Raw genomic sequence first — 14,012 nt, 5'->3', positions numbered from 1 at the left:
AATGCTTTCTTAGCTCTAAAACAAGATATTGAAAATAACTCTGATAATCAAGTAAATAATATACTTACAAATGCAAAAATACATAAATTTATATTTAAATTTGCTGGAAATTCTGATTAGAAATCTATGGCTAAGAAAAATAATCCACATAAATAATAGTTTTTTCTATATTTCTTGTGGATTATTTTATTTAAATGTATATATTTATTACTCTTAGTAAAAATTTTTGCTATAAATCTCTAACTGTATCAATGTAGCTTAGAATTCTTTCATCCATAATTAATAGAGCAAAATGTTCTATAAACCAATCATTTAAAAAGATATACTCTTCTTCTGATCTTATCCGTTGATTTAAGGTTAAATTAAGTTTTGTTTAATTGTAAAAAAACAAATAAGTTGTATACTTAAAGTAAATTATTACAAATTATATTAAGAAATGGAGATGACTTTTTAAATGGGAAAAATAAAAAAAAAAGGGGTTATCGCGGGGGCATTATTATGTTCTCTATTAATGGTGCAAGGAACATACGCTAAAGCAGCAGAGGTAGCAAATACAAATGTTACAACCGTAGCAGATTCTTTAAGGCTACAAGATGATTTTTACAATGTCATAAACAAACAATGGTTAAATACTGCAAAGATAGATACTGGAAAGACTTCAAATTCAACATTTATGGAAGCTGATAAAACATTGACAGAACAAAAGAAACAAATAATTAAAGACTTATTAGCAAATGAAAAAAGTTATTCTGAAAATAGTGATGAAAAGAAGATAATTAATTTATATAAAAATACTTTAAATATGGAAGCTAGAAATAAGCAAGGAATCGAACCAATAAAGAAAATGATTGAGGAAATAAATAATATTAAATCTACAAAAGATATTGCAAATTTAAACACTGAATCAAAAATAGGAAATCCTTTATTACAAATTGTATGTCAAGTTGACTTAAAGGATGCAAACAAGCATGCACTTTACATTGCGCCACCAACTCTAAGTTTAGGTAATTCAGATGAATATGTAAAGCCTACAGAAAATAGTAAAAAAGTAAAAGGTCTAGTAGAAACTTATTATATTAATCTTTTAACTTTAAGTGGATATACTAATGATCAAGCAAAAGCAAAAGTGGATAATCTATTTAAATTTGAAAACATGATAGCACCATCAATAACAGGTAAAGAAGAACTATCAAAAAATGATAATGCCATAGATGAGCAATATAATGTTTATACTTTAGATCAAATTGATTCTTTAGCACCAAATTTAAATATAAAAACTATTATTAAAAATGATGAAATAAATAATGTTAATAAGGTGATATTAACAGAACCAAAATGGTTGAAATCTTTAAATGACATATATACAGAGGAAAACTTACCAATAATTAAAGACTACCTCGAAATTATAAATATAGGTAGTGCTGCACTATATTTAGGAGAAGATTTTGAAAAAGCAGCAACTGCATTCAAGAATGCATATTTAGGATCACAAGGTGATATTCCTCAAGATGAAAAAGCTATTGATATGGTTAATTCTGCTTTAGGTGAACCCTTTGGTAAAATATACATTCAAAAATATTTTTCTGATAAAGTTAAAAATGATGTTACGGATATAACTAATCAAGTTATATCAACTTATAAGAATAGAATTAATAACTTAGATTGGATGAGTGCTACAACTAAAAAAAGTGCAATTGAAAAATTAGATAAACTTAATATTCAAATTGCATATCCGGATAAATGGGAAGATTATTCTAAATTACAAATTAGATCTTACGAAGAAGGCGGGTCACTTTGGGAAAACATTGATAATTTAACTAAATTCGCTCATGAAAAATCAATATGTAAGTTAAATGAACCCGTGGACAAGACAAAATTTGCATGCCCACCACAAACAATTAATGCTTTTTACAATGCAACATCAAATACCATAACAGTTCCAGCGGGAATTCTCCAAGGAGCATTTTATGATGCAAATGCTAGTAAAGAAAAGAATTTGGGAGCTATTGGAGCTATTATAGGTCATGAAGTTAGCCATGCATTTGATAATATAGGCGCTAAGTTTGATGCAGATGGAAATTTAAATAATTGGTGGACACAAGATGATTATAATAAATTCGAAGAAAAAACAAAGAAAGTAAGAGCATTTTATAATCAAGTAAAATTAGATAATGGTAAAAATGTTAATGGAGATCTTACTGTAGGCGAAAATATAGCTGATATTGGAGGCTTAGCTTGTACATTGGATATTTTAAGTAAAATGTCAAATCCAGATTATAAAGCATTCTTTGAAAGTAATGCAACTGTATGGCGTGAAATTAATACAAATGAATATGCAGATTATAGACTTCAATATGATGCACATTCACCTAATAAAGTAAGAAATAATATAGTTTTAGCACAATTTAATAAATTTGATGAAACTTATGGACTTAAACAAGGAGATAAAATGTATATTAAGCCAGAAGATCGAGTACAAATCTGGTAGGAATTTAGCTAAAAACTATCAACTAAAATCAACTGAGGGTGTTGTAAAATGGTTTTTAAATCATTTTACAACACCCTCTTTTATATTTCTGAATCTGCTAATATTAAGCAATTATAAGTTGAATTCAGAGATGTATATTTATTTTATTCACCTATAAGCTTGTCATTCCCTAATATATGTTCTGTTAACCAATCATTTAAAAAGATTTAAATGTATATATTTATTGCGCTTAATTTTAGGTAATGATAATATTTAGCTATATAGCTAAATTCAAAGATTAGGATTAAAGAAGGAACTACGATGTTTAAAAAGTGGGATATAATTATAATAGTTGTATTAATTTGTTTATCTTTCATTCCTGAACTTATTTTCGGGGTAATGATGGGTAAAAATTATAATGGAATTTACGCAGAAGTAACTTTAGACGGTAAACCCTATAAAAAAATACTCTTATCCGAGCATAGAGGTGAAGATCAGATAGATGTTAAAACAGATTATGGATATAATATAATTGAAATTAAGGATACGTCTATTGGAATCATAGATGCTGATTGCAGAGATAAAATTTGCATTAAATCTGAATTTATATCAAAACCAGGTCAAATTTCAGTTTGTCTTCCACATAAATTAATGGTTGAAATTAAGAGCAATGATAATGAAAAAAATATTGATGTTATTCCAACACACTGAGGTGACTCAAATGAATAAAACATTCCGAATAGTTTTTATAGGCCTTTTAGTCTCACAAGCTTTAGCCCTTTATACAATTGAAAGTATGATTCCAGTACCATTTATTGCGCCTGGTGCAAAGCTTGGACTAGCAAATTTAATTACTGTTATAGCTTTATACACATTAAATAGTAAAAAAGACGTCTTTTTAATAATAATACTAAGACTTCTACTATCAACTATGTTTGGTGGAAACCTCTCCACCTTTATGTATGGTGCTGCTGGAGCAATCCTTAGTTATTTTGTAATGATATGTATTAAAACACTTGGAAAGGATAAGGTCAGCATAATAGGCGTAAGTGCTTCCGGGGCCTTATTTCATAATTTAGGCCAATTAATTGTAACTTCAGCTATAGTTCATAATATAGCTATAATGCTTTATTTACCAATACTATCTATAGCAGGTATTGGTACAGGAATTTTTATTGGAATAGCTGCAAATTTTATAGTTGCTCATATGTCTAAACTGCCTTACTTTAAGGATTTAAATATAAGTGAATAAATTCAGGTAGAGTTTTATATCCAACCTGAATTTATTCTTATCTATCCGATATCTCTATGAGGTGATACATCTCTAATTTGCAAATTTAAACTGTTTATTTAAATCTATAATCCTATCTTTAAATCCCTCTGATGTATAAACCTTATAATCTGATGTGGTAATCTCACAAGATACTCCTTGCAAACTATCTATTAATTTCAAACCTTTTTCTGGTCCTAATGTAAAAACTGTTGTAGTTAAAATGTCAGATAACATGGCATTATAAGTAGTGTTACCATCTATTACTATTGTATCGCTCATAACACCATTATCTACTGGATATCCAGTTTTGGGATCTATAATATGATGATATCTTTTGTTATTTTTTATAAAACATCTCTCATAATCACCAGATGTAGATAATGATTCATTAGATAACTTGATTATTCCCATATATTCGTTAGGTTTTTCACTTCTAGGATGTTTAATACCAACAGACCACTGCTTATTATCTTTATTTTTACCAAAGGCATAAATAGAACTTGAACCTAAATTAATAAGTCCATTTTCAATATTATACTTTTTATAAATTTTCAACACCTCGTCAGCAGCAAAGCCTTTAGCAATACCCCCTAAATCTATAGCCATTCCCTCTTTTTGAAGCATAATGCTATTATCCTTTTCATTAATACTGATTTTGTCATATCCCACCAATGGTAATTTAGATTTAATTTCTTCATCAGAAGGTAATCTTTCATTATCTGTACCTATGCCCCACAAATTTATTATTGGACCTAAGGTAATATCCCATGCTCCATCACTTAATTTTGAATATTTCATGGAAGTTTCTATCATTTTAAAAATTTCAGGGTGAACTTTTACATAATTCTTTCCTGAATCATTATTGATTTTATAAACATCACTAGTACTTATGTTAGTGCTTGCCATTTCATTAATTTCATCTAACTTTTTAAAACTCTCTTCAACTGCTTCTTTTGAATTTGTACCGTAAGCACTTAATGTCACTGCTGTATCCATTACTATATTATTTTTCTCATAATATTGATTCTTGTTATTAGCACATGAACTACAAATTAAAACAATTGAAATACAAGTTATTAATGCACATATAATCTTCTTCATATGTTCACTCCAATCTCTTATTAATTACAAATAGTATCCTTTAATGTTTCATTTTAACGTATTTGTAATTGACCAGAAACTGTAATTGCTCCTGTTAGGCATTTTGCTAAACATGTTTTGTCACTGCATTTTTCAATACATATTTTTGAGTTTACTACTGCAAGATTATTTTGAATCTCAATCGCACCATAAGTACAATTTTTTGCACAAATACCACAACCTATACAAGCAGTACTACAAACCTTTCTAGCAACTGCCCCTTTATCTTTAGAATTACAATCCACTTTTACACGCGCATTTGTTGATATCATTTGTATAACCTTCTTCGGACATGATGCTTCACATGCTCCACAACCAGTACACTTTTTCATATCAACAACTGGTAATCCATCTTCCCCCATTGACATAGCACCAAAAGGACAACTATTTACACAATTTCCAAATCCAACACATCCATTTTTGCACCCTTTAGGTCCACCTTGAAGTAAAGTTGCCGCAGCACAATCATGTATTCCCTTATAATTATAACTCAAAGCTGCATTACTAATTGATCCTCTACATCTAACATGAGCTACTCTTGGTTCTACTTGTTCTGCTATTTTTTCTGTAATTTCTGCCACTGCTTTTGCAACAGCCTCTTTACCAGGTACACATAAATTGGGAGGAACTTCTGGATTTAAAACTACTGCTTCTGCATAAGCCATGCAGCCTGCATAACCACAAGCACCACACTGACCTTTAGGAAGAACATCTTCTACAATATGAATAAGTGGATTTATTTCTATTGAAAATTTTTTATTTGCATAAGCAAGAATAAAACCAAAAATTGTTCCTATTCCGCCCATTACCACAAAAACCATTATCGCAGTATACATAATTTTTATTCATCTCCTTATTAAACTTAGTCATCCGAGAAAAAATACCACATCTTATATCATTCCAGAAAATCCAAGAAACGCCAGAGACAACATACCTGCCACTATAAATGCTACCCCAGTTCCTTCTAAAGCCTCCGGTACATCTGCATATGCCAATTTTTCTCTTAAACTTGCCATAAGTACCAAGGCAAGTGCAAATCCCATACCTGATCCTATTGCAAAGACTATACTCTTAACAAATGAATAATTAGACTCTACACTTAGTAGTGGAACAGATAGTACTATACAGTTTGTTGCTATTAAAACAAGATAAATACCCCACATATTATATAGAGCAGGTACTTGTTTTTTTATGATTAACTCTAACAATTGTACAAAACTTGCTATAAGTACTACAAAAACTATTGTTGTTAAAAATGTCAAATGAAATGGCAAAAGTACAAAATGATATACTACCCATGCCAGTATTGAACTAAGTGTTATAACAGATGTAACTGCCATTCCCATCCCTAGAGATGCATTTAGACTTTTAGAAACTCCAAAGAATATACAGAGACCTAAAAATCTTGTTAAAACAAAGTTATTTACAATTACTGAACCTATAAATAAAGTAAAATATTCATTCATTATGATTCACCCCTTTCTAATTTTTTGTGCTCTTTACGTTCATTATGAAGTTTAATGGCTCCTATCATATAGCCAATTAACATAAATGCACCTGGTGGCAAAATCATAATTAAGGCTGGGTTATACCAACTACCTAGTACTGCATATCCCCAAATTGTTCCATTACCAAGAATTTCTCTTATAAGACCTATAGAAACCATTGCTATAGTAAATCCACATCCCATACCAAGCCCATCAAAGAAAGATGGAATAACCTTGTTCTTTGAAGCAAATACCTCAGCTCTTGCGAGTATTATTGCAAACACTACTATTAATGCTAAATATATTCCAAGCTCTTTATATAATGATGGGAAATATGCTTGTAATACAAGCTGTACAACTGTTACTATAGTTGCAATTGATGTTATATAAACAGGCACTCTGACCTTAGAGTTTACTAGCTTACGTGTTAATGATACTACTACATTATTAGCTGTAATAACAAATAATACTGATAAACCCATGGTTAATGAAGTTTTAACCGAAGTTGTGACAGCTAAAGCTGGACAAAGACTTAAAGATAATATAAATATTGGGTTTTCATCAAATAAACCTTTATGAAAAATTTTCCACAATTCTTTCATATTATTTACCCCCTTTAAACTCTGTTACTGCTTCTACTGCTTCTTTAACAGCCTTTGTTACAGCTTTAGATGAAATAGTTGCCCCTGTCATTGTCTGAATATCTTCTTTATTAGAAGGATCCTTTACTACTGTCAAATGTTCTGCTTGCTTTTCTTTAAATTCACCTTTAAAAGGTTCTTTCGCAGCATTATCTCCAAGACCAGGAGTCTCATTACTTGACAATATGTTATAATCAATGACCTTTCCATCTGTAGTAACAGCTACAAGCATTTTAATTGGTCCACCATATCCCCTACTTTCACTAGGCACTACATAAGCAATTACTTTACCATTTTTTTCAGCAGCAAACCATTGATCTTTTTCTGGTATTTCTTTAAAAGTTTCTGCATCTTTGACCAATTCCTTCATTGTTTGTTGTTTTAACATTTTACCTTTTTTTACTGCAATAGGTGCTGTAATAAAATATACTACTCCTATTATTAATCCGGAAACTAAGCAAGCTACTATTAAATTTATTGCCACCTTAAAAATAGATTCCTGTTTATTAATATGTGTCTCTGACATTTCATTACCCCCTTGCCCCAAATATCTTTGGTTTTACTAGACGATCTATTAATGGCGTTACAGCATTCATAAGCAAAATTGAGTAGCAGATGCCTTCTGGATATCCACCTATTAGCCTAATCAAAACAGTTATTATACCAGCGCCTACAGCAAAAATAATTTGCCCTTTTATAGTAATAGGAATAGTCACCATATCTGTTGCCATAAAGAATGCTCCGAGTATTAACCCACCAGCCATCATATGAAACAATGGGTCTCCAGTAAATAAACCTTCTGGTCCAAAAATCCAAGTGAGTAGTCCTACTGTTCCAATCATAAAAACAGGAACTTGCCAATTAATATATCCTTTGTATAAAAGATATGCTCCGCCAATGAGAAGTAATATAGTAGAAGTTTCTCCCATACTACCATTTCTTGTACCAATAAACATAGCCTTATACATTTCCATGTTACTTCCAAAAGTCTCAACTAATTTTGCATAACCTTGTTGTTTTAATATATTTAATGGAGTTGCACTACTAACAACATCTACAGATGTTGTTAATTTTGTCCAAGTAGTCATAGCAACTGGCCAAGATACCATTAAAGCTGCTCTTCCAATATGAGCAGGATTAAAAATATTAAATCCTAAACCACCCATAGAATGTTTAGCTATTGCTATTGCCATAAATGAACCAATTATCATCATATAAGGTGGTAAGCTTGGTGAAACAGACATAGCTAGTAAAAGACCAGTTAAAAATGCACTTCCATCAAATGCTGTAATCTTTTTTTTACGAAACTTTTGTACCAAATATTCAATTGCAACTGCTGAAGTTGCACCTACTATCATATTAGTTAAAGCTGGTGCGCCAAAATAGTATATAGCAAAAATAGCTGCTGGTGCCAAAGCTAAATTTACATTCCACATTATCTTTGAAATTGATTCCTCAGAGCAGATATGTGGTGAGGCTGAAACAGTAAATGTGCTTTCTTGCATTTCAATTTCCTTTACTTTAATTCCCTGTACTTTATTTTCAGAACTCATTTTATCCCTTCTCTCCCTATTTGTTTGCTGATTGCCCTAAATTCTGTGCTTTTGAATGTTTTATATATTGTACAATATTGCGTTTTGCTGGACATATATAAACACAACTTCCACATTCTATACAATTAAATAAACCATACTCATCTTTAGCTTCTTTATATCTTTGGCGTTCACCTAATATACTTAACATGCTTGGTACTAAGCCCATAGGACATGCTTTAACACATCTTCCACATCTAATGCAAGGACCTTCTTCCCCAGAATTTACAACATCTGTACTTAAAGCTAATATACCAGATACTCCTTTAATTATGGGTACATCTAATGTAAATTGAGCAAATCCCATCATTGGTCCTCCCATAATTATTTTTTCAGGAGTTTTATTGAATCCTCCACAATAATCTATTGCCTCTTTAAAGCTCGTCCCTATTCTTAATAATAAATTTTTAGGCTCCTTAATTGCATCTCCCGAAACTGTAGTAACCCTTTCTATTAATGGGATACCACTAACTACAGCATCACAAATCGCTACCGTAGTACCAACATTTTGTACTACAACACCAACATCCATAGGTAATCCTCCAGATGGAACTTCACGATTAGTAAGTACTTTTATCAGCATTTTTTCTGCACCTTGAGGATATTTTGTAGGTAAAGATATTACCTCAACAGAGGTTCCTTTAAAAGCTTCTTTCATAACTTTTACAGCTTCTGGTTTATTATCTTCTATTCCTACAATACCTTTACTAACCCCAAGCAACTTCATAACTATTTTAACACCAGTAACTATACGCTCAGTATATTCAAGCATCATTCTATAATCTGCTGTCAAATAAGGTTCACATTCTGCTGCATTTACAATAAACGTATCTATGTTCTTATCTTTATTTGGAGAAAGCTTAATATGTGTAGGAAAAGTTGCTCCTCCGAGTCCAACTATTCCTGCTCTTTTAATAATATCACGAATTTCTTCATTTCCTAATTCATCCCATTCGCGATGCAATGGAATACCCTCAATCCATTCATCTAAGCCATCATTTTTAATAACAATTGATAAACATTTAACTAACGACGTATGTGGCATTTCTGCAATATTAATAACTTGTCCAGAAATTGATGCATGTATTGGACTATGCATAAAAGCTTCACTTTTAGCTATAACTTGTCCTTTCTTAACTATATCACCAATCTTCACTATAGGCTCACAATGAGCTCCTATATGTTGGCTCACTGGAATAATTACATTAGATGGTAAGGTTGGAAATTCAATAGATTTATCAAAAGTATATCCCTTGCTGTCTTTAGGATGAATTCCTCCTAGAAAACGTTTTAACATTAACAATCACCTCTCTAGTTCATAAAAATAAATAAGTTAACCATAATAGCCGTTCTAAAACGTTTATTCACCTAAATTTGATTTAGATTTTTATTAATTATAAATAATTCCTCTTCAAATAATGAATTTTATTAATTAGAACTTCTACATAAAAAATATACTGTAATCATAATGAAATACGACGTAATTATTATAAAATACGAATAATTTCTGGCTTTGATTTTTCACTTGTAGTAGCTGATTTATCAAATAATTTCACAAATATTATAGATAATAAAAAAGTAATTATTCCACCTGTTATTTGAAAAATATGTATATCAGCTCCAATATAGTTTCCTATTCCCCCTCCCAACAATACACCAATAAATATGGCTATTAATGGAAAAATAAACACAACAAAGGCACCTCTTAAAACGGTTACCTCCTTAACATCAAAAACTACACGTTGTCCTACTGTAGCGCCAATTTTATTATTTGCACTTATAATGACACTATCAGTACCTGAACAACCGCCACAGTTACTACAATCATTATGTCTGCCTACTTTGATTTTAGCTATATTATCAACCGTCTCAATTACTAGACCTTGTTCTGTTTTCATTTTTATCAAACTCCTTAAAATTATTCTTAGATGATTCCACTTATGTAGAATATTCGATGTATTATATATTAAGGTCTAATTTAACACTTTAATATTATTATAAACTTCTGTCTTACTATTTGAAAGGATAACTATATCTTTAACAACCTTAGGCCCCATTATCACTACAACTTTTTATATGTTTTCGTTTTTTATTGTTAGCATTGAATACTCGTTAAAGTAAATTCACATCATATTTTTTAAGTAAAGTCATGATAGTATCACTTGGCGAAGCTTCTGCAATAATACTATGGAAATCTGTTATATTAGAAAAATTGAAAGTTCCATCTATATTAAATCTTTCATTCAATACTATTAGATATAGCTCTTTAGATATACTCATAATAGCTTTTTTAGTATTTGAATCTTCTGATACAGAAACACTAATATTTCCATCTCTAAGATCTACTCCGCTACATCTAAAATAGAAATGCTATGCAACGATGAAAAAAACGTAGACTATTGTTTATCTTTAGGAAATGATAATTATGATTGTATTCATAATGTAGAAGAAAAATCTTTTGAGTTATATTCAAAAACAAATACAAAAGCTACAGGAATCTTAAAAGCATTAGAGTATTTAGATATTCCAATAGAAAATAGTTATGCTTTTGGTGATGGAATAACTATAGCGGAAGCAATTAAATATGTGGCAACTAAAATTAATTCTTGTAAAGACTTTTTAATAATACTATTTCTTTTGCATAACCTTCAAGTTCATTTGGAGTTTCAAGGAAAAATGGTAAATTACATAGTTTAGGATGATTAATTATATTTGCAATCGCTTCTAAACCAAGAGAACCTTCTCCAATTTTTGCATGCCTATCTTTGTGGCTTTCAAATACATTCATACTATCATTTAAATGTATTGCACATAATTTATCTAATCCAATTATTTTATCAAACTGTTCTAATACACCATCTAAATCATTAACAATGTCATATCCTGCATCATATACATGGCAAGTGTCAAGGCATACTCCCATCTTATTAGATAATTTTACACGACTTAAGATTTCTTGTAACTCCTCAAATGTGCGTCCAATTTCAGTTCCTTTGCCTGCCATTGTTTCAAGTAATACAGTTGTTGTTTGCTCTGGCTTTAACACTTCATTTAATAAGTCAGAAATATATTTAATTCCAACTTCTACCCCTTGTTTAACATGACTGCCTGGATGAAAATTATACAAGCTATTTGGTGTATATTCCATTCGAGCTAAATCATCTTCCATTACTTCTTTTGCAAAAGCTCTTATATTTTCATCTGCTGAACAAGCATTTAATGTATAAGGTGCATGGGCTAATATTGTAGTAAAATTATTTTCTTTTGCTAATTCTAAGAATTCTGCTACATCCTTTTTATCAATAGATTTTGCCTTACTTCCTCTTGGATTTCGAGTGAAAAATTGAAATGTATTTGCTTTTAATTCAAGAGCTTCTTTTCCCATATTTTTAAATCCTTTTGAAGTTGATAAGTGACATCCTATTTTTAACATTGTCTTTCCTCCCTATATCTTTCGTAATCATTTGATCATCTTTAAATATTATATGTACTTTACTCAAAAGATATTTTCCACAAATAAATAGATGCTACAGAGCCATATGGATAGTAATTATTTTTATATATGCTAAATTGCTCCTTTGTAATATCTGATATATTTCTAATGCAGATTGCTTTTTTTGTTGTTATGCTACAAGCTTGAATATCATCAACATTTTGTCTTAATTATTTGCATAATTCTTCTCCAAATTAAGAAGTTTTTCCTTTAAATCAAGTCCACCTGCATAACCAACTAATTTACCATTAGCTCCAATTACTCTATGGCAAGGAACTATAATAGCAATTGGATTTTTATTATTAGCCATTCCAACAGCCCTTGATGCTTTTTCATTTCCAATTATCTTTGCAATTTCACCATAATTTCTTGTTTCACCAAAAGGAATTTCTTTTAAGACATTCCAGACTTTCTTTTGAAATTCAGTTCCTTGAGGCTCTAGCGGTAAATCAAATGAACTGCGTTTTCCATCTAAATACTCATTAAGCTCTTTTATAGCTTCTTTTAATAATGCTGTTTCATTTTTTTCTGTTATTTCTTCTTGCATATCTTTATCTATAAAATCCAATCTTGTAATAGCCATACCGTTTTCTTCTATTCCAATTCTTCCAATCTTCGTATTATAATAAAATATATTTTTCATTAATTAGTCTCCTTCTTAATTATTGATCTGTTAATACCATAATATCACCTTATAATTCTATATCCAAAGATTTCTTCAAATTATGGTGTGATAATTTTACTGAAGCCTTTCCAGTTTTCATTGCACCAGCTGCGTTTAAGCAATAAGTTTTACCATTAACTTTAATCACGCCTGTTTGCTTTTTATTCTCACAAAAATTAAGCTATTGCAAAATAGAAATTATATTTCCATTTTGCAATAGTCTCATTTAAATATTAATTATAATGAATATTTTTTAAGCCAAGTTAAAACTATATCAAACCAAACTTTAACTTCTGCATTAATATGGGAATCTTCATTTGCTGTAACTTCATTACAAAGAGATAATCCATGTACACCACTTTCAAATATGTGAAGCTCATATGAAATTCCATTTTTAGATAATTCAGTTGCAAAGTTTATTGAATTTCTTACACTTACTAATCCATCACTAGCTGTGTGCCACATAAATATAGGTGGTGTTTTACTAGTCACATAATTTACAGGACTTAACTCTTTAATATATTCATCCGATGGATTTGGTTCTCCAAAAAGAGCATTGTTAGATACTTCCCAATACCTTTCTAAGAATTTATCACCTTTTTCTAACATTAGTTCTTTCATTAAAGTATAGTCTAATACAGGATATCCCAATATAAGTCCATTTGGTTTAAATAATTCATTATCTACATTAAATTTTTCTTTTAGCAATTCATCTTGCCAATGTACACCTAAACTAGCACTTAAGTGTCCACCTGCTGAAAATCCACAAACAAAAATCCTCCACCAGGACAAATAATTATTGATGGACGTTTGTTAATTCTTATTTCTTCTGAATTATCTAAAATATATGATGTTAAGGTAACCGTTACCAAAATTCTATAAAACTTTACAAAAAGAATATAAAAGTCTATAATTTTGTTTCTTCCCTACTTCATAGTGTCCAGTTTTGCCAAGGCTACTCCTGTTTGCTATAACACTCAATAGGCTTTGCTACTTAAAAAGTATTGGGATATAACGACTTCCCAATTTAGAATATCTTTAAAGTGATAATTCTAAACCATAGTTTGCAAGGTTATATGAAGCATTTTTATCTCTATCACAAGTAAAGCCACATCTACATTTATAAACTCTATCTGAAAGTTTTAAATCTTTCTTGATAGCTCCGCAATGACTGCAAGTTTTACTTGAAGGATAAAATGTGGGTACTTGAATAAATTCTATACCATATTTTTCACATTTATATTTCATTTGATTA

Annotated in this window: 16 protein-coding genes and 1 pseudogene; 4 read left to right on the top strand and 13 right to left on the bottom strand. The window is 30.2% G+C overall.

Features of this window, described 5'->3' with window-relative positions; translation table 11 throughout:
• The first annotated feature begins 454 nt into the window (after positions 1-454).
• The 3 genes from LLF98_RS01080 to LLF98_RS01070 all read left to right on the top strand — a co-directional run bounded on the left by LLF98_RS01080 (position 455) and on the right by LLF98_RS01070 (position 3,719).
• A complete protein-coding gene (locus tag LLF98_RS01080) occupies positions 455-2,488 on the top strand; it encodes a M13 family metallopeptidase (protein WP_291699978.1) in 2,034 nt (677 codons plus the stop codon).
• Positions 2,489-2,788: 300 nt separating this feature from the next.
• Positions 2,789-3,178, top strand: coding sequence for a NusG domain II-containing protein (locus tag LLF98_RS01075; RefSeq protein WP_291699976.1), 390 nt, complete (start codon positions 2,789-2,791; stop codon positions 3,176-3,178).
• A 10-nt stretch (positions 3,179-3,188) separates the two neighbouring features.
• A complete protein-coding gene (locus tag LLF98_RS01070) occupies positions 3,189-3,719 on the top strand; it encodes a Gx transporter family protein (RefSeq protein ID WP_291699974.1) in 531 nt (176 codons plus the stop codon).
• Between the two features lie 72 nt (positions 3,720-3,791).
• Here the strand turns inward: LLF98_RS01070 and LLF98_RS01065 are convergent, their stop codons facing one another.
• From LLF98_RS01065 to LLF98_RS01025, 9 genes are all read right to left on the bottom strand, one after another.
• A complete protein-coding gene (locus LLF98_RS01065; RefSeq protein ID WP_291699972.1) occupies positions 3,792-4,841 on the bottom strand; it encodes an FAD:protein FMN transferase in 1,050 nt (349 codons plus the stop codon).
• Positions 4,842-4,894: 53 nt separating this feature from the next.
• Positions 4,895-5,716 (bottom strand): RnfABCDGE type electron transport complex subunit B, encoded by an 822-nt coding sequence (gene rnfB / locus LLF98_RS01060; protein WP_291699970.1) that lies wholly within the window; start codon positions 5,714-5,716, stop codon positions 4,895-4,897.
• A gap of 54 nt (positions 5,717-5,770) precedes the next feature.
• Positions 5,771-6,346, bottom strand: a complete 576-nt coding sequence (locus LLF98_RS01055; RefSeq protein ID WP_291699968.1) for an RnfABCDGE type electron transport complex subunit A — start codon at positions 6,344-6,346, stop codon at positions 5,771-5,773.
• Positions 6,346-6,969, bottom strand: a complete 624-nt coding sequence (locus tag LLF98_RS01050) for an electron transport complex subunit E (protein WP_291699966.1) — start codon at positions 6,967-6,969, stop codon at positions 6,346-6,348. The genes LLF98_RS01055 and LLF98_RS01050 overlap by 1 nt, the downstream gene beginning before the upstream one ends.
• Before the next feature lies 1 nt (position 6,970).
• On the bottom strand, positions 6,971-7,534 hold the full coding sequence (locus tag LLF98_RS01045; RefSeq protein ID WP_291699964.1) for an RnfABCDGE type electron transport complex subunit G: 564 nt from the start codon (positions 7,532-7,534) through the stop codon (positions 6,971-6,973).
• A 4-nt stretch (positions 7,535-7,538) separates the two neighbouring features.
• Positions 7,539-8,561, bottom strand: coding sequence for an RnfABCDGE type electron transport complex subunit D (locus LLF98_RS01040; RefSeq protein WP_291699962.1), 1,023 nt, complete (start codon positions 8,559-8,561; stop codon positions 7,539-7,541).
• A gap of 16 nt (positions 8,562-8,577) precedes the next feature.
• Entirely contained in the window at positions 8,578-9,897 is a 1,320-nt protein-coding gene (rsxC, locus tag LLF98_RS01035; protein WP_291699960.1) for an electron transport complex subunit RsxC, read from the bottom strand.
• A 190-nt stretch (positions 9,898-10,087) separates the two neighbouring features.
• The gene (locus LLF98_RS01030) at positions 10,088-10,498 is read right to left on the bottom strand and encodes a SoxR reducing system RseC family protein (RefSeq protein ID WP_291699958.1); all 411 of its coding nucleotides are present in this window, start codon (positions 10,496-10,498) and stop codon (positions 10,088-10,090) included.
• Positions 10,499-10,712: 214 nt separating this feature from the next.
• A complete protein-coding gene (locus LLF98_RS01025) occupies positions 10,713-10,880 on the bottom strand; it encodes a hypothetical protein (protein WP_291699956.1) in 168 nt (55 codons plus the stop codon).
• A 78-nt stretch (positions 10,881-10,958) separates the two neighbouring features.
• Here LLF98_RS01025 and LLF98_RS01020 point away from each other — a divergent pair.
• Positions 10,959-11,159 (top strand): annotated as a pseudogene (locus LLF98_RS01020) (HAD hydrolase family protein); the annotation flags it as partial.
• Positions 11,160-11,199: 40 nt separating this feature from the next.
• Here LLF98_RS01020 and LLF98_RS01015 read toward each other — a convergent pair.
• The 4 genes from LLF98_RS01015 to LLF98_RS01000 form a co-directional block, all read right to left on the bottom strand.
• The gene (locus LLF98_RS01015) at positions 11,200-12,033 is read right to left on the bottom strand and encodes a deoxyribonuclease IV (RefSeq protein ID WP_291699954.1); all 834 of its coding nucleotides are present in this window, start codon (positions 12,031-12,033) and stop codon (positions 11,200-11,202) included.
• A gap of 226 nt (positions 12,034-12,259) precedes the next feature.
• On the bottom strand, positions 12,260-12,736 hold the full coding sequence (locus LLF98_RS01010) for a methylated-DNA--[protein]-cysteine S-methyltransferase (RefSeq protein ID WP_291699952.1): 477 nt from the start codon (positions 12,734-12,736) through the stop codon (positions 12,260-12,262).
• Between the two features lie 258 nt (positions 12,737-12,994).
• Positions 12,995-13,549 (bottom strand): alpha/beta hydrolase, encoded by a 555-nt coding sequence (locus tag LLF98_RS01005; protein WP_291699950.1) that lies wholly within the window; start codon positions 13,547-13,549, stop codon positions 12,995-12,997.
• Between the two features lie 246 nt (positions 13,550-13,795).
• Positions 13,796-14,012 (bottom strand): transposase (locus LLF98_RS01000; RefSeq protein ID WP_291699948.1); only part of this gene is annotated, 217 nt, incomplete at its 5' end.

It is taken from the genome of Clostridium sp., assembly GCF_021372645.1.
In the GTDB taxonomy this organism is placed as follows: Bacteria; Bacillota; Clostridia; order Clostridiales; family Clostridiaceae; genus Clostridium.
Note: the sequence above shows the minus strand (reverse complement) of the source record. Positions and strands in the feature narration are given on the sequence as shown.